General features: G+C 68.4%; 22 protein-coding genes. 10 read left to right on the forward strand and 12 right to left on the reverse strand.

Annotation, left to right across the window (positions count from 1 at the left end):
• Positions 1-33: 33 nt before the first annotated feature.
• The 4 genes from HDC34_RS09360 to HDC34_RS09375 all read right to left on the reverse strand — a co-directional run bounded on the left by HDC34_RS09360 (position 34) and on the right by HDC34_RS09375 (position 5,304).
• Positions 34-2,175: a 3-hydroxyacyl-CoA dehydrogenase NAD-binding domain-containing protein gene (locus tag HDC34_RS09360; protein WP_179556660.1), complete on the reverse strand. Its 2,142-nt coding sequence runs from the start codon at positions 2,173-2,175 to the stop codon at positions 34-36.
• 5 nt (positions 2,176-2,180) lie between these two features.
• On the reverse strand, positions 2,181-3,407 hold the full coding sequence (locus HDC34_RS09365; protein ID WP_308807297.1) for an acetyl-CoA C-acyltransferase: 1,227 nt from the start codon (positions 3,405-3,407) through the stop codon (positions 2,181-2,183).
• Between the two features lie 75 nt (positions 3,408-3,482).
• Positions 3,483-4,709, reverse strand: a complete 1,227-nt coding sequence (locus HDC34_RS09370; RefSeq protein ID WP_179556662.1) for an HRDC domain-containing protein — start codon at positions 4,707-4,709, stop codon at positions 3,483-3,485.
• Positions 4,699-5,304: a DUF3000 domain-containing protein gene (locus HDC34_RS09375; protein ID WP_104312013.1), complete on the reverse strand. Its 606-nt coding sequence runs from the start codon at positions 5,302-5,304 to the stop codon at positions 4,699-4,701. The genes HDC34_RS09370 and HDC34_RS09375 overlap by 11 nt, the downstream gene beginning before the upstream one ends.
• Before the next feature lie 102 nt (positions 5,305-5,406).
• Between HDC34_RS09375 and HDC34_RS09380 the strand changes: the two genes are divergently transcribed.
• Positions 5,407-6,591 (forward strand): alpha/beta hydrolase, encoded by a 1,185-nt coding sequence (locus HDC34_RS09380; protein ID WP_179556663.1) that lies wholly within the window; start codon positions 5,407-5,409, stop codon positions 6,589-6,591.
• A gap of 15 nt (positions 6,592-6,606) precedes the next feature.
• On the opposite strand, the gene HDC34_RS09385 is transcribed toward HDC34_RS09380, so the two are convergent.
• The gene (locus tag HDC34_RS09385) at positions 6,607-7,050 is read right to left on the reverse strand and encodes a SufE family protein (RefSeq protein WP_104312011.1); all 444 of its coding nucleotides are present in this window, start codon (positions 7,048-7,050) and stop codon (positions 6,607-6,609) included.
• A gap of 107 nt (positions 7,051-7,157) precedes the next feature.
• Between HDC34_RS09385 and zapE the strand changes: the two genes are divergently transcribed.
• The 4 genes from zapE (at position 7,158) to HDC34_RS09405 (ending at position 11,230) form a co-directional block, all read left to right on the forward strand.
• Entirely contained in the window at positions 7,158-8,204 is a 1,047-nt protein-coding gene (gene zapE / locus HDC34_RS09390; RefSeq protein WP_374757228.1) for a cell division protein ZapE, read from the forward strand.
• Positions 8,205-8,395: 191 nt separating this feature from the next.
• Positions 8,396-9,628: an ammonium transporter gene (locus tag HDC34_RS09395; protein WP_179556664.1), complete on the forward strand. Its 1,233-nt coding sequence runs from the start codon at positions 8,396-8,398 to the stop codon at positions 9,626-9,628.
• A 110-nt stretch (positions 9,629-9,738) separates the two neighbouring features.
• A complete protein-coding gene (locus HDC34_RS09400; protein WP_179556665.1) occupies positions 9,739-10,239 on the forward strand; it encodes a DUF456 domain-containing protein in 501 nt (166 codons plus the stop codon).
• Positions 10,240-10,351: 112 nt separating this feature from the next.
• Positions 10,352-11,230, forward strand: a complete 879-nt coding sequence (locus HDC34_RS09405; protein WP_179556666.1) for a hypothetical protein — start codon at positions 10,352-10,354, stop codon at positions 11,228-11,230.
• A 104-nt stretch (positions 11,231-11,334) separates the two neighbouring features.
• On the opposite strand, the gene HDC34_RS09410 is transcribed toward HDC34_RS09405, so the two are convergent.
• Complete coding sequence (locus HDC34_RS09410) at positions 11,335-14,169, reverse strand: ExeM/NucH family extracellular endonuclease (protein WP_179556667.1); 2,835 nt, start codon at positions 14,167-14,169, stop codon at positions 11,335-11,337.
• 108 nt (positions 14,170-14,277) lie between these two features.
• Positions 14,278-15,336, reverse strand: coding sequence for a Ku protein (locus HDC34_RS09415; protein ID WP_179556668.1), 1,059 nt, complete (start codon positions 15,334-15,336; stop codon positions 14,278-14,280).
• Between the two features lie 93 nt (positions 15,337-15,429).
• On the opposite strand from HDC34_RS09415, the gene HDC34_RS09420 reads away from it, so the two are divergent.
• Positions 15,430-17,826 carry an ATP-dependent DNA ligase gene (locus tag HDC34_RS09420; RefSeq protein WP_179556669.1) on the forward strand — a complete coding sequence of 799 codons (2,397 nt, stop codon included), beginning with the start codon at positions 15,430-15,432 and terminating at the stop codon, positions 17,824-17,826.
• Positions 17,827-17,907: 81 nt separating this feature from the next.
• Here the strand turns inward: HDC34_RS09420 and HDC34_RS09425 are convergent, their stop codons facing one another.
• Positions 17,908-18,111 (reverse strand): hypothetical protein, encoded by a 204-nt coding sequence (locus tag HDC34_RS09425; protein ID WP_104312004.1) that lies wholly within the window; start codon positions 18,109-18,111, stop codon positions 17,908-17,910.
• A gap of 206 nt (positions 18,112-18,317) precedes the next feature.
• On the opposite strand from HDC34_RS09425, the gene HDC34_RS09430 reads away from it, so the two are divergent.
• Both HDC34_RS09430 and HDC34_RS09435 read left to right on the forward strand, forming a co-directional pair.
• Positions 18,318-18,812, forward strand: coding sequence for a hypothetical protein (locus HDC34_RS09430; protein ID WP_179556670.1), 495 nt, complete (start codon positions 18,318-18,320; stop codon positions 18,810-18,812).
• An 83-nt stretch (positions 18,813-18,895) separates the two neighbouring features.
• Positions 18,896-19,135 (forward strand): DUF3263 domain-containing protein, encoded by a 240-nt coding sequence (locus tag HDC34_RS09435; protein ID WP_179556671.1) that lies wholly within the window; start codon positions 18,896-18,898, stop codon positions 19,133-19,135.
• On the opposite strand, the gene HDC34_RS09440 is transcribed toward HDC34_RS09435, so the two are convergent.
• Positions 19,132-20,022, reverse strand: coding sequence for a DUF5996 family protein (locus tag HDC34_RS09440; RefSeq protein ID WP_218854937.1), 891 nt, complete (start codon positions 20,020-20,022; stop codon positions 19,132-19,134). The genes HDC34_RS09435 and HDC34_RS09440 overlap by 4 nt on opposite strands.
• Positions 20,023-20,056: 34 nt before the next feature.
• Positions 20,057-21,271: an amidohydrolase family protein gene (locus HDC34_RS09445; RefSeq protein ID WP_179556672.1), complete on the reverse strand. Its 1,215-nt coding sequence runs from the start codon at positions 21,269-21,271 to the stop codon at positions 20,057-20,059.
• A gap of 205 nt (positions 21,272-21,476) precedes the next feature.
• Between HDC34_RS09445 and HDC34_RS09450 the strand changes: the two genes are divergently transcribed.
• Both HDC34_RS09450 and HDC34_RS09455 read left to right on the forward strand, forming a co-directional pair.
• Positions 21,477-22,943 carry an amino acid permease gene (locus tag HDC34_RS09450; protein WP_179556673.1) on the forward strand — a complete coding sequence of 489 codons (1,467 nt, stop codon included), beginning with the start codon at positions 21,477-21,479 and terminating at the stop codon, positions 22,941-22,943.
• A gap of 82 nt (positions 22,944-23,025) precedes the next feature.
• Complete coding sequence (locus HDC34_RS09455) at positions 23,026-23,301, forward strand: hypothetical protein (RefSeq protein ID WP_179556674.1); 276 nt, start codon at positions 23,026-23,028, stop codon at positions 23,299-23,301.
• Between the two features lie 10 nt (positions 23,302-23,311).
• On the opposite strand, the gene HDC34_RS09460 is transcribed toward HDC34_RS09455, so the two are convergent.
• Together HDC34_RS09460 and HDC34_RS09465 are read right to left on the reverse strand one after the other, a co-directional pair.
• Positions 23,312-24,715 carry a hypothetical protein gene (locus tag HDC34_RS09460; protein ID WP_179556675.1) on the reverse strand — a complete coding sequence of 468 codons (1,404 nt, stop codon included), beginning with the start codon at positions 24,713-24,715 and terminating at the stop codon, positions 23,312-23,314.
• 45 nt (positions 24,716-24,760) lie between these two features.
• Positions 24,761-25,306 carry a hypothetical protein gene (locus tag HDC34_RS09465; protein WP_308807299.1) on the reverse strand — a complete coding sequence of 182 codons (546 nt, stop codon included), beginning with the start codon at positions 25,304-25,306 and terminating at the stop codon, positions 24,761-24,763.
• Positions 25,307-25,457: the final 151 nt, after the last annotated feature.

Genomic DNA, 25,457 nt, shown 5'->3' on the forward strand with positions numbered 1-25,457 from the left:
GCAGGGAGGCGCCTTCGATGTTGGCGGCCCGGGTCAGCGGGTGGCAGCCCCGCGGATGGGCGGCGTGTGGAAGGTGCCGCCGAACGCCTTCTCAGAGGCGCCGATCCGGTCGAGGTATGGCGTGATGCCGCCAGCCTGGAAGGGGTACCCTGCGCCCAGGATGAGGCACAGATCGATGTCCTCAGGAGCGGCGACCACCTGCTCGTCGAGCATGCGCTTGATCTCGTCGGCGAGGCCGACCTCGACCCGCTCCGCGAACGACTCTGCGGTCATCGGGGTCTTGCCGCCCGCGACGATCTGCACGGCCTTCTTGTCGAAGCCCTTCTTCTTGCCCTTCCCGTCGCGGTCGTACAGCTTGCCGTAGTCGGCGAGCCTGTGCAGGTTCTCCGATTCGAAGAAGCGGTCAGGGAACGCGGCGTGGTGGGTGTCGAGGACGTGTGCTCCCACCTTCAGGCCAACGAGCTCGAGAAGCTCGAAGGGTGTCATGGGCAAGCCGATGCGGTCGAGCGCATGGTCGACCGTCTCGAAGGACGTCCCGGTGTCGACAGCGTTCATCGCCTCGCCGAGTACCTTCGCGAGGACTCGGTTCACGACGAAGCCTGGAGCGTCCCTCGTGATGACGGCGGTCTTCTTGAGGTTCTTGGCTGTTGCCATCGCCGTCGCGAGTGTCGCGTCGTCGGTGCTCTGCGTCTTCACCACCTCGATGAGGGGCATCTGTGCAACAGGGTTGAAGAAGTGGAAGCCGACCAGGCGCTCCGGGTGCTCGAGCTGCGCGCCGATCTGCGCGACCGACAGCGACGAGGTGTTCGTGGCGAGGACGGCCTCAGGTCCCACGATCTTCTCGAAGTCGGAGAAGACCTGCTGCTTCACGCCGAGTTCCTCGAAGACAGCCTCGATGACCCAGTCGCAGTCGGCGAACTCGCTCCTGTTCGTGGTTCCGTGCACGAGCCCGGTCAGGCGCCCGTATTCGTCTCCGTCGATCCGACCCTTCTCGTGCAGCTTCTCGAGTTCGCGACGCACCGCGGCGACGCCCGAGTCGACCCGTGCCTGGTCGAGGTCGGTGATGACGACGGGGACTTTGAGGCGACGCACGAACAGCGTCGCGAACTGCGTCGCCATGAGCCCGGCGCCGATGACGCCGACCTTGTTGACCGGGCGCGCCAGTGCCTTGTCCGGCGCCCCCGCTGGACGCTTGGCGCGCCTCTGCACGAGGTTGAACGCGTAGATGGATGCCACGAACTGGTCGCCGGAGATGAGATCGGCGAGCGCTTCGTCCTCGGCCGCGAACCCCTTCTCCCGGTCGTCGCCCTTGGCGAGCTTGAGGAGGTCGAGAGCCCTGTACGGGGCAAGCGCGACCGTGCCGAGCTTCTCCTCCAGCGTCCGCCGCGCGACCCCGAGTGCGAGGTCCCACTTCGCGAGTCGCTCGAGACGTCCCGGCGCGTGGGGGCGCTTGACCTCGATATCCCCGGTGATGACCTTGTCGGCCCACGCGAGCGAGTCCTCGAGGAAGTTGAGGCTCGGGAAGATCGCGTCCGCGATGCCGAGCTCGGCGACCTGGGGCCCCTTGAGCATCCGGTTCTGCTTCAGCGGATTCTCGATGATGACCTTGAGCGCGTTCTCGATGCCGATGAGGTTCGGCAGGATGCTGGCGCCTCCCCAGCCCGGCACCAGGCCGAGGAAGGTCTCGGGGAGCGCGAAGGCCGGAACCGTGGCGTCGACCGTGCGGTAGTCGGAGTTCAGGCCGATCTCGACCCCGCCGCCGAGCGCGAGTCCGTTGTAGAACGTGAAGCTGGGCACGCCGAGCCTGCCGAGTGAGCCGAGCACCTCGTGGCCGAGCTGCGCGAGCTGCAGGGCAACCTCACGGCTGGGGATCGAGCCGACGTTGGAGAGGTCGGCACCCGCGGCGAAATTGAAGCGCTTGCCGGTGATGGCGACCGCGTCGATGTCGTGCGACGACGCTCGCGCTCGGAGACGCGAGAGCACCTCCCCGAGCTCGGCGAGCGTCTCGGGCCCGAGCGTGTTCGGCCGCGTGTAGTCGTGGCCGTTGTCGAGCGTGATGAGCGCCAGCGTTCGGCCGCTCGGCAGGGTGACGTCGCGGACAAGCGAGTGCGTCACGACCTCGTCGGTGCTCATGGCGAGCAGGGGAGCGTAGCGTGCTCGGAGATCAGTTGCCATGGTGATCAGCGTCCCTTCTTGCCGAAGCCTCGGCGTGCGTGCGACTTGCCGTTCCAGTTGGGGTTCTCCCAGATGACGGTGCCGCCCTGTCCGAGGCCGACGCACATGGCGGTCAGGCCGAAGCGGACCTCCGGATGCTCTTCGAACCGCTTCGCGAGCTGGGTCATCAGGCGGACGCCGGATGAGGCGAGCGGGTGGCCGATCGCGATGGCGCCGCCGTACGGGTTCACCGATGGGTCGTCGTCGTCGATGCCGTAGTGGTCGAGGAAGGACAGCACCTGCACGGCGAATGCCTCGTTCAACTCGAAGAGACCGATGTCGTCGATGGTCATGCCGGCCCGGGCGAGGGCCTTCTCCGTCGAGGGCACGGGTCCGAGGCCCATGACCTCGGGCTGGACGCCGGCGAACGCGAACGTGACCATGCGCATCTTGGGCTTGAGAGAGAACTCCTTGGCGGCGGCGCTCGATGCGATGATCGCGGCGGTCGCGCCGTCGTTCAGGCCGCTGGCGTTCCCAGCGGTCACTCGACCGTGCGGGCGGAAGGGCGTCTTCAGAGTGGAGAGCGTCTCCATGTTCGTCTCGGGCCGCAGCGTCTCGTCTCGAGTCGCGAGTCCCCAGCCAGCCTCGGACTCGATCGCCACGGGGATGAGGTCGGGCTGCAGCTGGCCGTTGTCGTACGCGGCGGCGGCCTTCTGCTGGCTGCGCATGGCGTAGCGGTCGCTGCGCTCGCGCGTGAGCTGAGGGAAGCGGTCGTGCAGGCGCTCTGCGGTCTTGCCCATGTTGAGGGCGTCACCGCTCACGAGCTGCTCGGCGACGAACCTCGGGTTCGGGTCGGCCCCGATGCCGAGCGGGTGCCGGCCCATGTGCTCGACGCCGCCGGCGATCGTGACGTCGTAGGCGCCGAAGCCGACGCCGGAGCCCATGGTCGTGACCGCCGTCATGGCGCCGGCGCACATCCGGTCGATGGCGAGACCGGGAACCGTGTTCGGGAGACCGGCGAGGATGGCGGTCGAGCGACCGAGGGTCAGGCCCTGGTCACCCTGCTGCGTGGTCGCCGCGATCGCGACGTCGTCGTAGCGGTCGTGCGGGATCTGCGGGTTCCGGTCGAGGAGCCCCTTGATCGCCTTGACGGCGAGGTCATCCGCACGGGTCTTCCAGTACATGCCCTTCTCGCCGGCACGTCCGAAGGGGGTCCGAACGCCGTCGATGAACAACACTTCTCGATTGGCCACACTGCCTCCAAGCATCTATTGACTCGGTCATCCTATGAATGCCCGCCTGATGGGAAGCCAATGCCTCGTGCGAAGCTACGAAGCCTCTCCGTCCGGAGCGGAAGTCAATTGGTCAGCTCCTACAAAAGCGGCGGCGATTCCCTGTGCGACCTCGCTGGTCTGCCACGGTCGAGCGCCCAGCTCGCGCAGGTGCTCGGCAACCGCGTCTGCCGAGATCGGCTGGCGCGGGTTCCAGGCCGCGCGCCTGAGCAGCTCGGGTGTCAGCAGGTTCTCGACCGGCATGTGGAGCTGCTCGGCGTGGGCCACGAGGAACTCACGAGCGAGCTTGAGGCGGCGGTCTGCCTCAGGGGCCCGCTGCTCCCACTGGCGGTGGTGCGGCATGCGGTCCGGGTCGCGCGGCGCCTGCGGTGGCAGCTCGTCCGTCGTGAGTCCGCGCTCGACGGCGCCCCACCAGCGATCGAGTTGCGTTCGGGATGCCCGCCCCGTGAATTCCTTCAGTCGCGCCAGCTCGCCACGCGTCCGGGGCATCGCCGTCGCAACGGCGGCAAGTGCCCGATCCGGGAAGAGGCGCCCAGGCGCGGTATCGGAGCTTCTCGCCATCTCATCGCGCGAGAGCCAGAGCTCCCTCGCCACTGCAAGAGCCCGTGGACTGCGGAGCCGGCTGATGCCGCCGATTCGACGCCAGGCGTCTGGCTTCTTCACTCCCAGCTCACGCTGCAGGATATCGGCGAACTCTTCGCGAGCCGCTTCCAGCTTCCCGGCATCCACGAGCTCCTGGTGCAGCTGGTCACGGACGTCGATCAGCAGTTCCACGTCGAGCGCCGCGTAGGCGAGCCAGGTCTCGGGAAGCGGCCTCGTCGACCAGTCTGCCGCGGAGTGCGCCTTCTCGAGTGAGATGCCGAGGAGGCGCTCGATGACGGCGCCGAGCCCGACTCGCTCGTAGCCGAGCAGTCGCGCGGCGAGCTCCGTGTCGAAGATGAGCGTCGGGTCCAGCTCGAGTTCGCGCAGGCAGGGCAGGTCCTGGGTAGCCGCGTGGAAGATCCACTCCTCCTCGCCGATGATCTCCTGCAGGCGAGCAAGCGACCCCGTCGCGATCGGGTCGATCAGCAGCGTGCCGCTTCCGCGACGGAACAGCTGAACGAGGTAGGCACGCTCTGAGTACCGATACCCGGACGCGCGCTCGGCGTCCACGGCGACCGGCCCTGTTCCAGCGGCGAGCCTGTCGAGTCCCGCCCGCAGCTGGTCCTCTGTCTCGATCACGTCGAGTCCGCCTGCCTTCAGGCGGTCCGCGTCAAGCCCCATCTTTCGCCTTTCGAAGGTGCCGCAGGACCTGGACGCCGTCGTCTGCCTCGGCTTCGGGCGGCATGCCGGCGAGCAGGCACAGCAGCTCGCCCCACGCCTCGGCGTGAGCCGCGAGGTCGGTCTCGCGGGGTGTCCAGGATGCGCGCAGCTCGATCTGAGCGCCCTCTCCCTGGTCTTCGAGCTCACCGAAACCGCGACCGTTGATCGTCGTCGCCGTTCCGGAGGGATGCTCGAAGGCGGCGCCCCTGGATTCGAGGGCATCCATGAGCCAGGACCACGCGACAGGCGCGAGGAAGGGGTCGACGCCGATCTCGGGCTCCAGCGGAGCTTGTGCGAAGCAGACGACGCGGAACGCTCCGCGCCAGGCTTCCGGCTCGCTCTCGTCGTGGAGCAGGATGAACCTGCCGGTGCCGAGCTCTGAATCGCTGGCGTGGGCAGTTGGTCGCACGTCTCCGGAGAGAGCGAGCGATTCGGGGGCCAGGTTCGCTGGGGGACGGATCTCGCTCACCGTGAGGGCAGAGCGGAACTCGGCCGCACGGACCGCCTCTACGGCGGCCTCGAACTCCGGGGCAGATCGATGCAACGGGACAACCACGCGACGAGACTAGGCCTGGCCTCCAACAACGCAGATCAGGCGCGCCGTAAGCGGCGCGCCAGCCGTTCGGCGTGTTCACGGGCGGTGTGCGCCATCATCGTCATGATGTGTGCCGCAAAACGTGCCTCGGCTGAGTCGACCGCGACTGCTGCGAAGTTCGCGGCGGCGACGCTCGGCGCAGTCGTCGTCGGCCTCGCCGCTATCGCCGGCACCGCGGCCACCATGGTTGCGCGTGCCGTCGTCACGCCACCCCGGCGCCGCCGGGACCCGGTGCGCCTGCTCCGCGTGGACAAGCAGGCGGGCACGGTCACCCTCGCTCGCACCCCCGAGACGGCGGCACCCGGCCACTACAGTCTCGTCTTCGCTGCGGAGACGGGCCGGGCCAACGTCGGGGCCGTCGTCGACGAGTCGGAGCGCACGGTGACCAGGCGCTTCTGGGGCGAGCAGGGCGCGCAGCTCGAGCGCGTCCGGTCCGTTCGTCTCGCGTCGGCTCCGCAGCTCTGGGTGCGGGACCTCGATCTGCCGTGGCGCTGGGTCGACGTGCAGACCCCGCTCGGTGCGATGCCCGCCTGGCTGATCCCCGCGGCGCAGGCCAGCGATTCGTGGGCGATCCACGTGCACGGTCGGGGCGCCGTCATGACGGAGCCCCTGCGGGCTGTCCCGCTGTTCCGCGGTCGAGGCTGGAACTCGCTGGTGGTGAGCTACCGGAACGACGCGCTCGCGCCGCCATCGCCAGACGGGAAGTTCGGTCTCGGCGCGACGGAGTGGCGCGACGTCGAGTCCGCGATGCATTGGGCCGCCGAGCGCGGCGCGAAGCGGATCATCCTCGTCGGGTGGTCCATGGGTGGTGGAACCGTCGTGCAGGCGTCGCTCAATGCCCGCCACCGCGAGCTCGTCGCCGGCATCTTCCTGGAGTCGCCTGCGTTGAGCTGGCGCTCGATCCTCCGATACCAGGGTCGGGCCATGCGGCTTCCTCGGGCGGTGACGGCTCTCGGGGTCTGGCTCATCGGGAGTCCCTTCGCGCGCCCTCTGCTCGGCCTCGATGCGCCGATCCCGCTTGCCGAGCTCGAGATCCCGAGCCGGCTCGGGGAGCTACGCGTGCCCATCCTCTTGTTCCACTCCAGCGCTGACACCGTCGTGCCGGTCGAAGCGAGTCGAGAGGTGGCACGTCGCCGCCCCGACCTCGTCACCTACCGGGAATTCGAGCGTGCCTTGCACACGCGCCTCTGGAATGTCGACAGTGGTCGCTGGGAGCAGTCGCTCGACGAGTGGCTCGCGACGTTCTAGGACGCGAATCGGTCCCTAGGAGCGCTCCTCGACGGCGATGCGCTCGAGCAGCTGCCTCTTCGCGCGCGCCTGCAGCGCGACCATTCCGCTGCGGCGGAGCGGGGAGACGAGGTCGGCCAGGCCGAGGACACTCGGGAGGTCCTCAGGGAGTCCGAGGAGCGCGGCTGGCTCTTGACCGTCGACGCCCTGCACGAGAGCCGCCGCGAAGCCGCGCGTCATCGGCGCGCCAGGCGGGACAGAGATACGCAGCCGGATGCGTGCGTCCCCGCTCAGCGAGACGTCGAGGTACACCGGCGACTGGCATTCGATGACGCGCTCGAACGCCTCGACCTCGGAGGCGTCGACAGGTGGGAGCTCGGCACCGATCTCGGCGAGGAGCTCGAGGCGATCGCGGGGGGAGACCTCGAGGAGCTCCTCACGGAGCAGCTCGAGCGGTTCAGGCAGCGTGACGTCGTGCATGTGACCACGGTACCGGCCCTCGATACGGGACGACCGGCGGGAGCGGCTGACGGTAAGATCGGTTGTGCCCGCACCGGGCATCTGTCACTGGAAAGTACGAGGACTCCGTGGGCGAAGGCCGCTTGCTGCACCTGACCGAACTCTCGCCGACCGTCACAGCGGCTGAGATGGTGAAGGACCTCGTGCCTCCCCGGCAGTTCGACGGTGCTCAGTTCTCGACGTATCGACCGGATCCCGAGTACCCCTCCCAGGCTGCCGCCGTCGAGGCGGGCGAGCGGTTCGCCGGGGTCAAGGCGGCCGCGAACTCCGGAGGCAAGGGGCTCTTCGGGTTCCTCAAGAAGGCACCACCGGTCAAGCCGGGCATCTACCTCGACGGCGGGTTCGGTGTCGGCAAGACGCACCTCCTCGCGTCCATCTGGCACGCGCACCCCGGGCGCAAGTACTTCGGCACGTTCATCGAGTACACGGCGCTGGTCGGAGCCCTCGGCTACGCAGAAGCCGTTCGCTCGCTCAAGGGCACGAGCCTCATCGCCATCGACGAGTTCGAGCTCGACGACCCGGGCGACACGATGGTCATGTCCCGGCTCCTCGGGGAGCTCGTGGACTCCGGCACGAGCGTCGCCGCGACGAGCAACACCCCGCCGAATGCGCTGGGCGAGGGACGCTTCGCCGCGTCCGACTTCCTCCGCGAGATCACGAAGCTCGCCGGCGTCTTCGACACGCTGCGCATCGACGGCACCGACTACCGACGGCGCGACATGTCCGGCCACGCGGCCGTCACCCCGGCCGAACGACTGGACGTGCTCGTCGATGAAGCGGTCGCCGACGGCAGGAGCGTCGCCTACGACAGCTTCGATGACCTCGTCCAGCACCTTGCGACCGTCCACCCCTCGAAGTACGTGCGCCTCGTCGAGAAGGTCGACCTCCTTGCACTCCGTGACGTGCATGAACTCACCGATCAGGCCGAGGCGCTGCGGTTCGTCGCCTTCATCGACCGCGTCTACGACGCACAGATCCCCATCGCCGCCTCCGGTCTTGCTCTCGACCAGATCTTCGGGGGCGGAATGCTCGACGGCGGCTACCGGAAGAAGTACCTGCGCTGCGTGTCGCGCCTCATCGCCTCGACTGCCCAGGAGCAGACCGCCTCCGTCTGAGATCCCGCCGAACCGACCCGGCTCCGTTCCCGACACAGACTCGTAACACGCCGGGCCGCTCCGAAACATGATCGAAACGGCACCGCCCCACCAGCGACACGAGCCCCCAGCAGACTCGTTGCATCTCCCCACACCGTGTCACGACGACGCGTCCTCCAGGCCGCAGCACGGGTGGCGAAAGCGAGGATGCAATGGATACCGGTGGAACCGCGTGGCTGATGATCAGCGCAGCGCTTGTGCTCTTCATGACACCAGGACTCGCCCTCTTCTACGGCGGCATGGTCAAGGAGAAGAGCGTCGTGAGCATGATGATGCTCTCGTTCGGGGCGCTCGGCCTCGTCGCCGTGCTGTGGATTCTGTACGGCTACAACATGTCGTCCGTGTCGGGCGACTCCTTCTTCCAGTTCGCTGGGGATCCGCTCTCTGACTTCGCACTGACCAACCTCATCCAGGACAGCAACGCGACGGCCGGTGCGGCCTACGGCGGCACGTTCGCCATCATCACGACCGCCCTGATCTCCGGGGCCATCGCGGACCGCGCCAAGTTCGGTTCCTGGATGCTCTTCGCCGGCATCTTCGCCACGTTCGTCTACTTCCCCGTCGCAGCGTGGGTCTGGGGCGGCGGCTGGATCATGCAGCTCGGCGCTCAGCTCGGCTTCGAGGGCATCGAGGTCATTGACTACGCAGGTGGAACCGCCGTGCACATCAACGCAGGAGCGGCAGCACTCGCACTCGCACTGGTCCTCGGCAAGCGCGTCGGCTTCGCGAAGGGCATCACGCAGCCCCACAACGTGCCACTCGTGCTCCTGGGCACGGCGATCCTGTGGTTCGGGTGGTTCGGCTTCAACGTCGGCGCCGCATGGGGCGACCTCGGCGGCTCGGAATTCCCCGGCCCCGGACTGCTCTTCATCAACACGATCGCCGCTCCCGCCGCGGGCATCCTCGGCTGGATCATGGTCGAGAAGCTGCGCAACGGCAAGGCGACGTCCATCGGCGCCGCATCCGGTGCCATCGCGGGCCTCGTCGCCATCACGCCGGCGTGCGCCGTGCTGACGCCGGGCTGGGCGCTCCTCCTCGGCCTCGTCTCCGGCGGCCTCTGCGCGTTCGCCATCGAGCTGAAGTTCAAGCTCGGTTTCGATGACTCGCTCGACGTCGTCGGTCTGCACCTCGTCGGCGGTCTCGTCGGATCCATCTGGCCTGGTCTCTTCGCCTTCGACACCGGCCTCTTCACCGGCGGCGGAGTCGAGCAGCTCATCGTCCAGCTCATCGCATCGCTCGGTGTCCTCCTCTACTCCTTCGGTGTGAGCTTCCTCGTGGCCTGGGCCATCCAGAAGACCATCGGCTTCCGGGTGCGCCACGAGGATGAAGTGGCCGGCGTCGACGTGGTCGTGCACGGCGAGACCGGTTACGCGCTGTCCCGCTGATCACGCGGACGGCCTTCGGGGGCCGTGCATCCACTCTCCTGTGGATGCACGGCCCCCGTTCTCATGCGCACCACCCAGGAGGGGCGTTCGGGAACCGATACGGTTGACCCATGAGTGCCCCCGTGATCGCTGCAATCGTCGCCGTGGTCCTCGCGATCGTCGGCATCATCGGTATCATCGTGCCGGTGCTGCCCGGCAGCATCACCATCGTCATCGGCTTCCTCGTGTGGGCGATCTTCGCTGGCACCTGGCCCGTCTGGGTTGCCTTCGGGGTCGGGGCGGCGCTGCTCATCACCGGCATGATCATCGGCTGGGTGCTCACGGGGCGCGGGCTCAAGAAGAAACAGGTCCCGAACCGCTCGGTGCTCATCGGCCTCGCAGCCGGCATCGTCGGCCTGTTCGTGCTCCCGGCGTTCGGCCTTCCGATCGGCTTCGCGGTCGGCCTCGTGGCCTCCGAGTACGCACGCGTGCGTGAGTTCCGCGCGGCCCTGGACTCGAGCTGGACCGCGGTCAAGGCGCTTGGGCTCGGCATGGTCATCGAGCTCATGTGCGCGCTGGTCTCCACCACCATCCTCGCGCTGTCGATCTTCATCCAGTTCGTCTGGCTCTGAGTTTCCTGAGCGACCCGGGCAGTTCTGACTTCGACTTTCGGCGGGATCGTCTTACTCTTAGGGAAGCTGTGCGCGGAATGCGCGACGCAGCAGAACGTCGTAGAGGAGCCGTATGTCGAACGGGGAGACCTCGAACGCCATACTGGCGTTCGTCAAGAAGCGCCCGGGTGAGCTCGCCGCCGCGACGATGAGCGTCATTGCCGTGGGGGCGGTCGTTGCTGCCCTGACGGTCACGAACGGCCAGGGGGGCGACGTCGCGGCACCCGTCGAGACCGTGGCCGTCCCTGCGACGACGAGCGCTGCCGTGGCGAGTGCCAGCTCCAGTGACGTCGTCAACCTGCACATGCTGGCCCAGCCGCTCGCGAGCCTTCCGTCTGAGCGGGTCGGAACGGCCGAGAAGGCTGCGTTGGAAGACGCTCTCGGCCAGGTCAAGGATGCGCTGAGTTCGACGTCGTCAGCGTCGAACGCGCTGCAGACCTCCTACACCGCCCTGCAGAACGCCGTGGGCGGCATGGCGACGAGCACGCTCGCCCTCGGCCAAGAGCACCGCCTTCAAGTCACGCTGGCTTCGGCAGACATCCTGACCGCGTACGACGCCGCACTCATCGAGCTGGCGGATGCGGCCGATGATCGCGCGCGCACGACGGGGATCTCGTCGGTCGTTCGCCAGGCGACTGCAGCGCAGAGCTCGCACAGCGCGGCGGTCGACACGCAGCAGGGTGAGGACACGAGCGTTCCCGAGCAGCCCGTCGACGACTCGGGTGTCGACGCCCCCACGCAGGCACCCGCGCCCGCCGACCCGACCACGCCGACTCTGACCTCGCAGCCGGTTCCGGACGGGGCCGGAGGCAGCACGACGCCACCCGCGCCTGTGGAGACGCCAGAGCCCACTCAGCCGCCAGTCCCAGATCCCACCGACGAGCCCGTCGACCCGCAGCCGACGAGTGAGCCCACTCCGTCCGAGCAGTCCGGGAGCGACTCCGGACCGTGATCGCGGGCTGCGGTCCTGACGTCTGATGACCGGCCGTGAAGCGATTGCGCTTCACGGCCGGTCTCTCAGTTGAGGCGATTCTGCGCGCGCCCCTGACGATCAGGTCAGGCGCGGTCGATGCGGCGCCTCAGCAGGAATGCAAGCGCACCCGCAAGGAGCGCGGCACCGGCCGCGATGGGCAGGAGGGCGCTGAGTTCGACGCCGGTGGTGGCCAGCTGCTGTCCGTCGGCGTCCGGGGCCACGGGACTGGTTGGCTGGCTGGTCGTCGGGCCACCCGCGGCCGGCGGGTTCGCGGTCGCCGAGGGGGACGCTCCTGGCACGGTCCCGTCGGACTGCGTGGGTTCGGGAGTCATCGTCGCCGTCGGCGTCGGGCCTGCCGTCTCGGTGGGCGTCGGCGCCACGGAGAAGTCGAGGCCGATCAGGAAGGGATTGTGGTCGGACGACCGGTAGACGTCATCCGTGTAGAGCTGGGTGACGTTGGAGTTGAAGCGGCTGTACTCGGTGCCGACCTGCTCATACGCGTTGATCGTCCACACGTCGGCTCCCGTCACTGCTTCGGCCGCTGCGCCGCTCGCGAGGATGTGATCGAGTGAGCCGACGGTGCCGCCGAAGCTGTACGAGTACTCGGTGCCTGAAGAGCCGGGCTCGCCAGCCGCCCGGTTGCGCGAGTCCCCGAGGTTCTCGTAGCCGGCGTCCTCGAGCACCCGCATGGGCTCCTCCTGCGAGTAGCTGTTGAAGTCGCCGGTGAGGAACAGCAGGTCCGTGCCGTGCTCGGCGCGTTGCGCTTCCGTGAAGCCGGCGAGCGCCTGAGCCTGCCGTGTCCGGTCGCCGTTCCACCCGCCGACGGCCCCAGCGGGCCCGACGATATCGTCCTCGTTCGCGTTGTCGCCCTCGCCGGAGCCGCCCTTCGACTTGAAGTGGTTGGCGACCACGATGAAGTCCGTGTCCGTCGCGGGATCCGAGAACGTCTGCGCGAGCGGAGCGCGTCCGTTGATGAACGCGGGGTCGTCGAGGATGCTCGAGGACCCGCTCAGCCCGACCGTCGCGGGCTGGTAGATGAAGGCGGTGCGGATGACGTCGTCACCCGTAGCCGGGATGTCCGCGGGCGAGGGGACGTGCGCCCACCGGTCCGCGCCGGCCGCGGCGTTGAGCGCGTCCACGAGATCCACGAGCGCCGCATCGCGATCCTTGCCGAAGTCCGAGGAGTCCTCGATCTCCTCGAGCGCGACGATGTCGGCGTCGAGCTGGTTGATCGCGGCGACGATCTTCGACTCCTGCCGCTCCAGGTTCTCGGCGTCCCAGGCACCGCGCGGAAGGCATCCGTTCGCGCTGATGGGGTTGCCCTCACGGTCGGTGTAGCTCTGGCTTGCGTCGCAGGAGTCGACGCCGAGGCTCGTGAAGTAGTTGAGCACGTTGAACGTGCCGATCTGCAGGCTGCCGCCGACGGAGTCCGGCCCAGCCTCTCGCACGTCGGAGAAGGTGACGGGTGCATCTTCCGTGCCCGTGAGGGTCGTCGTCGGCTGGAAGCGGTAGCTGTCGAAGGAGTAGTGAACGACGACGGGTTCGCTGAAGGTCGCCGTCGCGCCGACGGTGACGGGGGTCTCGATACTCAGGTAGGGAAGCGGGATGTTCGCGTTGACCATGCTGCCGCCTTCGCGTCGCAGGAAGTCCGTCGAAGCGCCGTCGTCGAGGATGACGCTGTGAGCGGCGTTGTACTCGGCCTGCGCGACCGCCTCGGGACTGCCCGGGGCTCCGACCTCGGTCGGCGTCACGAGCAGTCGCTCTCCGACGGAGAGCCCCACCTCGCCGTACTGGTTGAGCGCGTAGTTCTCTGAGACACGGTAGGTGCCGGTGGGCGCGAGCAGCATCCCCTCGTAGCGTTCCCGCTCCTCATCGGTCTCCGGCCATTCGATCGCGACGGGCTCGACGACGTGCTCCGGTCGGACTTCGAGCTGCTCGACTCCGCTCGCGCTGATCTGGGTGGACTCGAAGCGCTCGCCGACTCGCCCGGTGACCGCGACTCGGTCGCCGACGCTGACCGTGGCGGCAGCGGCAGGGCCGTAGACGAAGACCCCGGTCGAGGCGCTGTGGGTCGTCGGGTCTGTGACCCCTGGCGTCTGGATGTTGAAGCCACCGAGCCCGCCTTCGGCGTAGACCGCCGTCACGACGCCCTCGGTGGTGACCGTCTGGTCGACGAGCGGTGAGGCGGCCCCCGTGCCCTGGATCTCCGCGATCGACACGAGCGCCGCCTCCGGCGGGACGGTCGGAACCGCGGTCGTCGTCGGCGCTGGAGTCGTTGTCGAGCCACCCGCGGAGTTCTCCGGCGTCGGCGCCGCCGCGACGAAGTCGGCCGCGTTCTCGTCGGTGTCGACTCCCGCAGCTGCGCGCTGGGCGCTGAGCGCATTGCCGAGCTCCGGCGCGGGGGCGGCACCCTCGAAGGCGCTCGCGCTCCCGTAGCCGAGGAGGTCGACGACGCCGACCGCATCCACGGCCGTGCCCGCGGGGAGCGTGACCGCTTCGGCCGTGTCGGCGAGGGCGACGATGCCTCCGCGCGCGCCCATCGCGATCTCCCCGCTCGCATTCGGCACCGGGAGCTCACCGGTCTGCGAGTTACCGGCCGAGAGGGCGACCAGGTAGTGCGAGGACGGTGCGACGGTGCCCGAGAGCTCCGCCACGCCGCCGAGATTGCCGCCCGCGGAGAAGTACTGGACTGACCAGCCATCGACGCTGATCGCAGCCGGGCCCGGGTTGTAGAGCTCCACGAAGTCGTTCGAGTACAGCGAGCCGGAGTTGCCCCCGCCCCCGTATGCCTCGTTGATCACGAGCTCGGTTCCGCTGGGAGCAGCGTCGGTCGGGGGAGCGGCTGCGACGAGCAGGCCGCCTCCGGTGAGCGTCGTCGCGGCTCCCACCGCGAGGAGCTTCTGCCAAGGTCGTGTCACGTGCGTCCTCCTGGGGCGTGCGTCTCTGACGGGATCGCCGTCACCGTACCCGCACCGTCTCGCGGGGGGACTTCCCGCACGTAAACACCCGGTGAACTGGAGGACGTCTCAGGCGCTCTTCCGCTCTTTCGCTGGCGCTGCCTTCTTCGTCGCCGTCTTCGTGTCAGCGGCCTTCTTCGTGGCCGACTTCGTCTCGCTCTTCGCGGTCTTCCTGGGAGCGCTCTTCGTCGCCCCGGTCTTCTTTGGCGAAGGCTTCTTCGACGTCGAGTTCTTCGACGTGCGCTTCTTCGCCGCCGTCTTCCCCGAGGAGGTCTTGCTCGCGCCCGCCTTGTCGTCCTTGGTGTCGCCCTGCTTCCCTGCGGCCTGACCCGACGGCGTCCTCCGCCCCTTGTCGATGCTCCGGCGGAGTGCGTCCATGAGGTCGATGACCTCGCCGCCCGCTTCGTCGTCGTCCTCGGGCTCGCCGAACGTCGCGGCGGTGTCGAGTGCGTCGCCCTCCGCGAGCTTCGCGTCGATGAGCTGCTGCAGCTGCTCCTGGTAGTCGTCGGTGAAACGGTCGGGCGCGAAGTCTGCCGCGAACGAGTCGACGAGCGATGCAGACATCTTCAGCTCCTTCGCCGAGATCCTCACCCGTTCATCGAGGGATGCGAAGTTCGCCTCCCTGACCTCGTCGTCCCAGAGGAGCGACTGGAGCATGAGCACGTCACCGCGTGTCCGCAGCGCTCCGAGCCGAGACTTCTGCCGGAGCGAGAAGTGCACGATCGCAGTTCGGTCCGTCTTCTCGAGGGTCTTCCGAAGCAGCACGTAGGCCTTCGGCGATTTCGAATCTGGCTCGAGGAAATAGCTGCGATCGAACATGATCGGGTCGAGCTGGTCGCTCGGCACGAACTCGACGACGTCGATCTCACGGCTTCGCTCTTCCGGCAGCGAGCTGAGGTCGTCCTCGGTGAGCACCACCGTCCGGTCCTCGTCGGCGTAGGCCTTGTCGATGTGCTCGTAGTCGACCACCTTCCCGCAGATCTCGCAGCGTCGCTGATAGCGGATGCGCCCGCCGTCCTTGTCGTGCACCTGGTGCAGGCGCACGTCGTGGTCCTCCGTCGCGCTGTACAGCTTCACTGGGACATTGACGAGGCCGAATGCGATGGAGCCCTTCCAGATGGATCTCATGCTGCAAGTACATCGGACGCGGGAGTTCGGGAGCCGAGTCGACGCTGAGTGTTCACCGGTGATCGCCTCAGGCTCGGGGTGCATCCTGGGCGGATGGTGACCCCGAAGCAGACGGTGACGGTTGATGGCCACCATGTGACGCTCACGAATCTCGACAAGGTGCTCTACCCGGAGACCGGCACCACGAAGGCCGAGGTGCTCGCGTACTACGCGGAGATCGCTCCGTTCCTGCTGCCGCACGTGCGGGAGCGTCCCGTGACCCGCAAACGCTGGGTCGACGGTGTCGGGACCGCCGAGCACCCCGGCAAGGTCTTCTTCCAGAAGAACCTCGAGGCCAGTGCGCCGGCCTGGGTGCCGAGGGAGGGGATCGAGCACCGGGAGCACCGCAACGAGTACCCCATCGTGCGGGATGTCGCGACGCTCACCTGGCTCGCGCAGGTCGCTGCCCTCGAGCTGCATGTCCCTCAGTGGCGTTTCGGTCCGGGCGGAACGCCGATGAACCCCGACCGCCTGGTCCTGGACCTCGACCCGGGCGAGGGCGCCGGCCTCCTCGAATGCGCCGAGGTGGCGAGACTCGCTCGTCGGATCCTGCAGGGCATGGACCTCGACCCCGTCCCGGTGACGAGCGGCAGCAAGGGCATCCACCTGTACGCCGCCCTCGACGGAGCGCACACCTCTGATGAGGTGTCGCAGGTTGCGCACGAGCTCGCGAGGTCGCTGGAGGCCGACTACCCGGACCTCGTCGTGAGCGACATGAAGAAGACTCTGCGGGCGGGCAGGGTGCTCGTCGACTGGAGCCAGAACAACGCGTCGAAGACGACCATCGCTCCGTACTCCCTCCGCGGACGCGCGCGGCCGACCGTGGCCGTCCCACGTACCTGGCGCGATCTCGCGTCACCGCAGCTGCGCCACCTCGAGTACGACGAGGTGCTGACACGGATGCGCACTCGGCTGGACCCGCTCGCTCCCGTCGCCGAGGCCGCCAGGGAGGACCGGCTGAAGCGCTACCGGTCCATGCGCGATGCGTCCAAGACCAACGAGCCGGTGCCGGCGGCTGCCCCGCCTTCCTCATCCGGCCGTACCTTCGTCATCCAGGAGCACCACGCGAGACGGCTCCACTACGACTTCCGGCTCGAACACGATGGCGTGCTGGTCTCCTGGGCTGTGCCCAAGGGCATTCCAGCGGATACGAAGAAGAACCACCTGGCGGTGCAGACCGAGGACCACCCCCTGGAGTACGGCACCTTCGAGGGCACGATCCCGAAGGGCGAGTACGGGGCCGGTGAGGTGTACATCTGGGACGCGGGGACCTACGAGCTCGAGAAATGGCGCGAGGGCGAGGAGGTGATCGTCACCTTGCACGGCCAGGCCGCCGGAGGCCTCGGGGAGCCGACGCGGGTTGCGCTCATCCACACGCGGGGGAGCGGTGATGACAAGAGCAACTGGCTGCTGCACCGGATGTCAGCCGAGAAGTCGCCGAGGACGGGTGCGACAGCGTCACACCGCACCACGAGGCGGACCGGGCGCTCCAAGCTCTCGATCCCACCCATGCTCGCGACCTCGCGTAACACGAGCGTCTTCGACGACGAGGGTGACTGGGCGTTCGAGATGAAATGGGACGGCATCCGCATCGTGGCATCCGTCGAGCCCGCCGGGCCACGGCTGCTGACGAGGAACGGCAATGACGTGACGGCTGCGTACCCGGAGGTCGCCGATGCACTGCGCGCGAGCCTGAGCGGGCGGGTGGCGGTTCTGGACGGCGAGGTCGTGGCGTTGGACCGCCGGGGACGCCCTGACTTCGGCCGGCTCCAGTCGAGGATGGGCTTGCGCGCACCGCGCGACGTCGAGCGGGCGGCCGCGGAGGTGCCCGTGCATTACTTCGTCTTCGACCTGCTCGAAGCTGACGGCGAGAGCCTGATCGATCGACCGTACGAGGAGCGGCGCGACCTGCTAGTCGAGTACGTGCGCGAGCATCGCGGGCTGCGTGTTCCTCCGGTCGTCGAAGGCGACGCGAAGCTGGCGCTGACGAGCAGCGCTGAGCTCGGGCTGGAGGGCATCGTGGCGAAGCGGCGAGACAGCGTCTACCGTCCGGGTCGCCGTTCCGAGAGCTGGGTCAAGGTCAAGCACCACAGGTCCCAGGAAGTTGTCGTCGGGGGATGGCGTCCCGGACGGGGACGACGTGCCGACAGCATCGGCTCGTTGCTGCTCGGCGTCCCAGGCCCGGACGGACTCCGCTACGTGGGCCGTGTCGGCACAGGGTTCACCGACCGACAGCTCGAACGGACCGCCCAGGAGCTGGCGTCCCGCGAGCGTGACACCCCGCCGTTCGCCGACATCCCTGCGGCGGATGCGCGGGGTGCGGTCTGGGTGGAACCGGAGCTGGTCGGGGAGGTCGAGTTCGCAGAATGGACCGCCGGTGGCCGCCTCAGGCAGCCGAGCTGGCGCGGATGGCGCCCCGACAAGTCACCGGCGGAGGTCAGCCTCGAGTGAGGCTGACCGGCTTCGCTCAAGAACGCGCCGAGCGCGCTGGAGGCCGGGTCGCGATCGCGATCCCGGCCTCCGCTGGTGCGTTCAGCCGTTGACACCCGCTGGCGGCACCGTGTCGTCGCGGTGCTGCGCCGCGTCATCGCGGACCTGCGTGGGCGGCTGGTCCGGCCGTTCCCGGTTGGGCTCACCCGTGCCGAGGCCCTGGATCGATTCTGCTTCGAGCCGCTCGTTGGTCTCGTCGAGGGTGGCGTCTTCGTCGTGGTCGGGGGTTGCATGCTGTTCTGTCATGCTCCGACCGTACGCACGCCAGCCGAGACGAAGATGAGTGGCCGGCGCTGCCTCGCTCGAACGCGCGCATCCGTTCACACGCAGCGCATAAGGTGCTGTAGCAGAATCTGACGCGTCTGACTACGAGGAGACCTCTGCCTATGACGAGCACCCGGCCCGCGCCGCCAGCCCACGCCCGATCCGCGTCTCCACGCCGACGGCGGTCGATGGGAAACGCGGTCCTCGGGGTGCTCGGCACGACACTCGTCCTCGCCGGGGCTGTCATCCTGGCGATGTCTCTCTTGACGCCGACGACCGTGGAACGCGGGTACGGGCAGGTGAAAGCCGCAGTGAACGACGTCGCCGCGGAGGTGCAGCTCCCCGCGGTCCGGCTCGGGGTCGAAGGCGGCCAGGAGGAACTCGACGTGTGCGACGGATCATTCATCGAGATGACCAGCTACCGCAACACCGTCGGAGTTCCGGCCGTGTACGCGGCGCACAACAACTGCGGGGGAGACATCGTCCTGAACTGGGCGGTCGGGACGCAGTTCGAGGTCGAGGGGCAGCCGGGCACGTTCGAGGTCGTCGACGTGCGGCACACGGCGAAGCACTGGGAGACGACGGAATCACTGATCGGACTGCAGGGGGACTTCGCACTGCAGTCGTGCTTCTACGGCGAGGATCGCATGCAGTTCGTCGGCATCAGACCGGTGGCCGGTTGACGTCACCCGCCTGGGCCCTACAGAGGTGACGACTGAAAAGCAAGAGCGGGTCATCTCGTTATGTCCTGACCTACTCTTCAGGCATGATCACCGCACGAGCAAGGGCGCTCCTGGAGTTCGAGGCAGCTCACCCTGGCCGCGACCGTCCGAAGCTCGACAGGATCCGGCAGCTCGGCCTCACTCCGGGGGGGTATGAGGCCAGGCTCGAGGTGCTCGTCGCCGACGTCGACGTCATGGCCGAATACCCCGAGCTCGTCTATCGCTACTGGAACCAGCGCCGCGATCGCGCGCCCGGCCCTGAAGTCAGGTCCCGGATGCGCTAGGCGCTTGTGGTGACGCTCGCCCAGTCGGCGAGGTCGGCCTCCGCTCGGTAGGTCGCCGTCAGGAAGTCCTGGACCAGCGCATCGGGGTCGGCCGCCTCGCGAACGACTTCGTACGGCAGGAGGTACTCGCCGAGGGCCTCGTCCCAGTAGGCCCCCTCCGGCACTCGCGCGTCCGCGAACCCGACGGGAGCGGGGTAGGCATACGAGTAGTAGGCGCCCTCGCGCCCGCCGCCTGGCCAGAACCCGGCGCTCGAGATCTCGTGCGAGTACCCCTCGATCATGACCTCGTTGGGGCAGTTCGGGGCGCCGCCCGGGTGCCGCGGCGCTTCGCGGCCGGAGAAGCGCGTCACGGCGAGATCCATGGCTCCCCAGAAGAAGTGCACGGGGCTCACCTTCTCGGTGAATGCTGCGCGGAACCGCGAGAGCGCCCGGTCCGCGTCGACGAGCTGTCGCCAGAACGCGTGGGCCGCGTCGCGGTCGTAGCTGGCGTGCCGTGTGTCCTCGGCGAAGGGGATCGCGACCTCCACCTCATTCGGAGCGCCGTGGATGCGCGGGTGGAGGTTGAGCTCTCCCAGCAAGGCGAACAGGCGGGATGATAAGTCGGCGACGGACATCGGCTCGAGGTGCAGCACTCGCTCCCCGCCGTCGCTGTGCCGGATGACGAGACGGTGCTCCACGAAGTCGAACTCGATGTCGAAGATCGCGTCGCCGTGTGATTGCGTGCCCGTCCCGAGCCCGCGAGGAGTGACGTGCAGGGTCACGTTCCACCAGTGGTTGACGTGCGGCGTGCTGACCATGCGGATTTTCCCCACGATCTGCAGCCAGCGGTGCAGGGTGTCGCGGGTGTCGGTCCAGCTGTCCACGGCGAGGATCGGTCGAGTCGTCACATGCTGACGATAGCGGAATGGGCCTCGAGCTGGGTCACTCCCAGGGAACCTCGCGCATTGACTCCAGGTCGACGAGTCGTCCGCCGGCGATCACCGCAGACCGGTCCACGCGGCGCACGAGCGCGTCCATCGCGTTCTCCGCGTCGAGCAGCACGATGTCTGCCCGGTCGCCGACCCGGAGGTCGTGTGACTCGTCGGTCGCGCACCAGGCGCCGTCGCTCGAGGCGAGCTGGACGATCCGGGTGAGGTCCTCGTCCCTGACGAGCCCAGATGAGCGGCCGTACTGCCAGGCGATGCCGAGGATATCGCCGTCGCCGTAGGGGCTCCACAGGTCCCGGATGCCGTCGGTACCGAACCCGAACCGGACTCCAGCCGCATCCAGCTCGTGCAGGGGCAGCTGGCGCATCCGCACGGGAGCGACCGTCGTCATGCTGACGCCCAGCTCGCCCATGCGCTGGAGGAGGTCGCGCCGCCGCTCGGCGTCGACGTCGACGAGCGCGAATCCGTGGGCGATGTTCACGAGGCCGGCCGGCAACCCGTCGCGCTCGACCCGGTCGAGGATGAGGTCGAACTCGAACGCGCCGAGGTCTCCCGGTTCGTGCAGGTGGATGTCGAGTCCGCAGCCGTGGCGCGATGCGATGTCGAAGAGACCGTCCAGCTGTCCGACCGGGTCCCGGTCGATGAGCGCTGGGTCGAGGCCCCCGATGTGCTCGGCCCCGTTCGCGGCGGCTCTCTCGAGCAGCTCGAGGACGCCGGGTCTGCGCAGCACGCCGTCCTGCGGGAACGCCACGATCGAGAGTTCGATGGCGCCGTCGAGGCGTTCTGCCGCCTCTCGGACGAACTCGATGCCGTCCAGGCCCACGCCGAGATCCACATCGACGTGCGTGCGCATCCGCGTCGTGCCGGTCAGCAGCGACTGCTGCAGCACCCGCAGCGTGGTCTCGACGCTCGGGATGCCGAGCGCATCCCTCCGCGCTCGCTCGTGGGCGATCCTGCCCTGCGTGCTGGACTCTCCGCCGAAGGACTCCCACGGCTTCCCCCACCAGCTCTTGTCGACGTGGGCGTGCGCGTTGACGAGACCCGGGAGGGCCAGAAGGTTCCCTGCGTCGAATTCGACGTCGCACGCGGCCTGTGCGGCGGCCTCGCCGACCGCGTGGACGCGGCCACCGGCGAGCAGCAGCTGCGTGGGTTCACCGCCCCAGACTCGCGCGTTCGTGACCTTCAGGGACGGTGAGGGCAGGGGACTCATGCGGGCAGTCTAGGGATGGGCACCTCTCGTACGCATGTGGTCGGGGTCCCCCCTCGTGACGAGGAGGCTCGCCCCAGCCTTCGGCACCCTTGACGAGTACTCGTAAGCACTGTCCACTCGTCCGCAGTCGCATCACCTCGCATACTGAGGATGCGGAATCGATCTTCACAGGGAAGTGACGGTCGCGCGACAACGAGGAGTACCGATGAGCACACGAGGTTCGTCCCAGTCGATCATGCGGCGGAAGCCGATCGAGGAGATGGAGGAGGACAACAAGAGCAGCGGCCTCTTCAAATCGCTGGGGCTCTGGCAGCTCACGGCGATCGGCGTCGGCGGCATCATCGGCGTCGGCATCTTCTCCCTCGCTGGGCTCGTCGCCGCAGGCAGCGAGGGGACCCCGGGAGCTGGACCAGCTGTCCTCATCTCGTTCCTCATCGCCGGCCTCGCCTCGGCCGCCGCCGCGCTCTCCTACGCGGAGTTCGCCGGCATGATCCCAAGGGCGGGCTCGGCCTACACGTACGGGTATGTCGCCCTCGGGGAGGTCATCGGCTGGTTCATCGGCTGGGACCTCCTGCTGGAGTACATCGCCATCGTGGCCGTCGTCGCCATCGGCATCTCCGGGTACTTCGACGCCTTCCTGTCGGGCCTGGGCATTCACATGCCGGTCTGGATGACCTCCACCGTCGACGAGGGCAAGGGAGGGATCGTCAACATCCCGGCCATCGCCGTCTGCCTGCTCGTGACCTGGATCCTGTCGCGTGGAACGAAGGCCTTCGGACGGTTCGAGCTCGTCGCGGTCGCCATCAAGGTGATCCTGATCCTGTTCATCATCGGCCTCGGCGTCTTCTACATCGACGCGAACAACTACAACCCGTTCATGCCGAGCGGCTTCGGCCCGGTGCTCGCCGGCTCGGCCACGGTGTTCTTCGCCGTCTTCGGCTACGACGCCATGAGCACCGCGGCAGAGGAGGCCAAGGACGGCAAGAAGCACATGCCGAAAGCCATCATCCTGTCGCTGATCATCGCGATGCTGCTGTACGTGGCGGCGACGCTCGTGCTGACGGGAATGCAGAACTGGGAGGAGATCGACCCGACGGCGGGCTTCGCCTCCGCGTTCAACAGCGTCGGCCTGCCGGTGATCGCCACGATCATCTCCGTCTTCGCAGTGCTGTCCATCCTGACCGTGATGCTGACGTTCCTCCTCGGCGTCACCCGTGTCTGGTTCTCGATGAGTCGAGACGGGCTGCTCCCGGGCTGGTTCGCGAAGACGGACCGCAACGGGACCCCGCAGCGCGTCACGTGGATCGCAGGCGTCGCGTCAGCCCTCCTTGCGGGTGTGTTCCCGATCAAGGCCGTCGCGGACCTCACCAACATCGGCATCCTCGCCGCGTTCGTCGTGGTCTGCCTGTCGGTCATCATCTTCCGCTACAAGCGCCCGGATGCTCCCCGAACGTTCAGGCTGCCGCTCATGCCCCTGGTGCCCGCGTTCGGCATGCTCGCGTCGGGGTTCCTGATGCTGCAGCTGCACTGGGAGACCTGGCTGCGGTTCGGCGGGTGGCTCGTCATCGGCCTGATCATCTACTTCGCGTACGGTCGCAGGCACTCGCTCATGAACCCGAACAGCCCGCGGCATACGGCGCTGAGCGACGGGAAGGGCAGCCAGCACGACTAGGCCGGTGCTGAGGCGGGCAGGCGTCATGCGGCCCAGCCTCGGTCCCGCAGCGGGTGTTCCGGCGTTCGGGTAGCGTCAGGGGATGGACCTCGAACAGGACGGACCGACAGCCCGCTCTGAGCCGCCGGAGCCGCCTCGCGCGGGACCGTGCCTCGCGCTCAACGGGCGGCGGAGCGGACCGTACATCGGCGCCGCGCTCGCGACGGTCCTCGGGTGCATCTTCCTCCTGCCGCTGGTCGACAGCTGGTGGCTCAAGGTGGCGGTGTTCTGCGTGTGCATCCTCCCGATCGTGATCGCTGTGTGGATCACCCGGAGAGCCATCCGCCGCGAGACGAACAGGCGGGCCGGGGAGCGCTGATCCGCGGTCGTCAGCCTCGAGGGAGACGGAGGGCGGGGATCTCGAGCGCTGCCGTCCCGAGGTCGCGGGCCTCCCACTGCTCGGCCGTGTAGCTCGCCCCGTCAGGGAACACCTGTGGATCCCGCCACGCGGTGTAGGTGAGCAGCCGCGGACTCTCGACGCTGTACCCATCACGAAGCACGGTGACCGACATCTCCGCAAGCGCACGCGTGACCGGGCGGCCGTCGTGCCGACGGGCGGTTGCCGACCAGTTCGGCTGGCTCGGACCCGGCGGCGTCCAGCCCGCGCCCCGGAGGACGCGCTCGTCGGCATCGGCGACGACACTGCGCCCGGGCGCCTCTGCATCCATCACGTCGGGTCTCCCCGCGAACTGCACGTACCTTCGCGTATCACCGGACGCGGACACGATGACGAAGACCCGGTCGGTGACCTGCTCGAGCGCCGCGGCGAGCGCTCCGGCGAAGTCGCTCCACGTCGTGGGCACGCCCGTCGGCGTGCGCTCTCTCTCGTTCCGCAGCCACGGCGGGGCCGACGGAGCCCGCGTCGTCCTCACCTGCAACTCGGGGTCATCGCGCGCGACCGAGTGCACGTACTCCTGGATCTCCGGGCGCTCGAAGCCGAACTGCACGAATCCGCGGTCCACCGAACGTCGGTCCCGAGTCGAGAGCTGCACGGCGTGCGCGGACGTCGGCCTGACCCGGACCGACAGCTCACGGTACGTCCCGGGGTGCAGGATCGTGACGTATGCAAGCTGATCCTCGGGGGTGATCATTCGGAGATGCTCTCCCCGCTGCGGCACGAAACCGGGTCGCGGCTCCTCGGATCGCAGGGCCCACCCAGTGCTCCGCCGCACGACCGGGTAGTCGAGGCCATCGAGCACCGCATACAGCCCCGGGGCCTGGAGCCGCGGAGAAGTCGCCGCACCGCTCCGCTTGCCCGGAGCGGTGCGAGCACTCGCCTGTGCAGGCTCTCGGGGCGGAAGGACCTCCTCGGGGTGTCCTTCCCAAGGGGTCGGCTTGCGAACCCTGGTGCTCGTGACCGTCAGCTCGGGGTCTCCATTGGTCACGGTCTTCCGCCAGTCGTTGCCGCCGCGACGCAGCGCCTCGGCCGTGAACCCCAGGTCCGCCGACGAGCGGTCGGTCGAGACGAGGAGCAGTCCGGCGCCGCCGGGACGCGGCGCGACGTGCACCGGCAGCCCCCGGTAGGCGCCGGTGTGCTCGAACCCGAAGCACTCGACCTCATCGTCGATGGCGATCGGGCGGATGTACACGTCGTGATCGACGACGAAGCCCCGCACGGGGCTGGCCGAGCGGAACGCCCACCTGCCGTCGTGCACTCGCAGCGGGTACACCACGCCGTCGTGGGTGGCGTAGAGCCCGGGCCCCGGAACCAGGTTCGATGCGGTGTGGTCCATGATGTCCTCTTCCTGCTTGTCAGCGCCTGCTGAGCATGCCGAACGTCAATGATCCCGGAGTCGACGCGCCTCGCGGTCGTACGCTTCGGCGTCGAAGTACGAGTCGGGTGCGAGCATGACCGGTTCCGAGTCAATCCAGACGGCGTTCCCATCGACCCGGAGGATCGCGATGACCATGACGAGGTCGCGCTCTGACGACCAGATCGTCAGCAGGCGGTCATCACCGTTCGCGAGCCGCGCTGCGGCGAGCCCCTCGATCGCCGGTCCGCGGCGAGCGCTTCCCACCTCCAATGCCGTGAGGACGTTCTCGAGGGGAAACCCGGCCCTCACCCCGAGGATCACCGGGTTCTTGAGAACACCGCCGCCGCGCACGCGCCACCGGCGGGCGACGAGAAACGTCAGGACGATGCAGGCGACGAAGGCTAGCGGGGGGAGGACAAACGCACCGGCAACCGCCTGACCGCTCCGCACTCGACCGCCCAGCAATTCGACGGTGGCTGTCGGGTTGAGGTAGACGAGCAGCGCGACGAGGCCGGCGGCGACAGCTGAGGCCAGCCAGAACACCGTCTTGCGCGGCGATCTCTCAGACACGAACAGCTCCGGTCGCGTCGCGAACCAGACCGACAAGTCGCGTGACCTCGAGCGAAGCGGTTGGAACCCCATGACCCCACCCTACGGAACGTCCGGTGCGCTCGAACTCCGGCTGCTGGCGGCACGGACCTCAGGAAGCTCGCCTCCCGAG

Origin of the sequence: Pseudoclavibacter sp. JAI123, assembly GCF_013409665.1 — a bacterium.
Taxonomy (GTDB): Bacteria; Actinomycetota; Actinomycetes; order Actinomycetales; family Microbacteriaceae; genus Pseudoclavibacter.

What these genes read in the sequence shown, in the direction of transcription:
- HDC34_RS09360 (WP_179556660.1), bottom strand. Translation starts at nt 2,175, where the DNA reads ATGGCAACTGATCTCCGAGCACGCTACGCTCCCCTGCTCGCCATGAGC.
- HDC34_RS09370 (WP_179556662.1), bottom strand. Translation starts at nt 4,709, where the DNA reads ATGGGGCTTGACGCGGACCGCCTGAAGGCAGGCGGACTCGACGTGATC.
- HDC34_RS09380 (WP_179556663.1), top strand. Translation starts at nt 5,407, where the DNA reads ATGATGTGTGCCGCAAAACGTGCCTCGGCTGAGTCGACCGCGACTGCT.
- HDC34_RS09385 (WP_104312011.1), bottom strand. Translation starts at nt 7,050, where the DNA reads ATGCACGACGTCACGCTGCCTGAACCGCTCGAGCTGCTCCGTGAGGAG.
- HDC34_RS09395 (WP_179556664.1), top strand. Translation starts at nt 8,396, where the DNA reads ATGGATACCGGTGGAACCGCGTGGCTGATGATCAGCGCAGCGCTTGTG.
- HDC34_RS09400 (WP_179556665.1), top strand. Translation starts at nt 9,739, where the DNA reads ATGAGTGCCCCCGTGATCGCTGCAATCGTCGCCGTGGTCCTCGCGATC.
- HDC34_RS09405 (WP_179556666.1), top strand. Translation starts at nt 10,352, where the DNA reads ATGTCGAACGGGGAGACCTCGAACGCCATACTGGCGTTCGTCAAGAAG.
- HDC34_RS09415 (WP_179556668.1), bottom strand. Translation starts at nt 15,336, where the DNA reads ATGAGATCCATCTGGAAGGGCTCCATCGCATTCGGCCTCGTCAATGTC.
- HDC34_RS09420 (WP_179556669.1), top strand. Translation starts at nt 15,430, where the DNA reads ATGGTGACCCCGAAGCAGACGGTGACGGTTGATGGCCACCATGTGACG.
- HDC34_RS09425 (WP_104312004.1), bottom strand. Translation starts at nt 18,111, where the DNA reads ATGACAGAACAGCATGCAACCCCCGACCACGACGAAGACGCCACCCTC.
- HDC34_RS09430 (WP_179556670.1), top strand. Translation starts at nt 18,318, where the DNA reads ATGGGAAACGCGGTCCTCGGGGTGCTCGGCACGACACTCGTCCTCGCC.
- HDC34_RS09435 (WP_179556671.1), top strand. Translation starts at nt 18,896, where the DNA reads ATGATCACCGCACGAGCAAGGGCGCTCCTGGAGTTCGAGGCAGCTCAC.
- HDC34_RS09445 (WP_179556672.1), bottom strand. Translation starts at nt 21,271, where the DNA reads ATGAGTCCCCTGCCCTCACCGTCCCTGAAGGTCACGAACGCGCGAGTC.
- HDC34_RS09450 (WP_179556673.1), top strand. Translation starts at nt 21,477, where the DNA reads ATGAGCACACGAGGTTCGTCCCAGTCGATCATGCGGCGGAAGCCGATC.
- HDC34_RS09455 (WP_179556674.1), top strand. Translation starts at nt 23,026, where the DNA reads ATGGACCTCGAACAGGACGGACCGACAGCCCGCTCTGAGCCGCCGGAG.
- HDC34_RS09460 (WP_179556675.1), bottom strand. Translation starts at nt 24,715, where the DNA reads ATGGACCACACCGCATCGAACCTGGTTCCGGGGCCCGGGCTCTACGCC.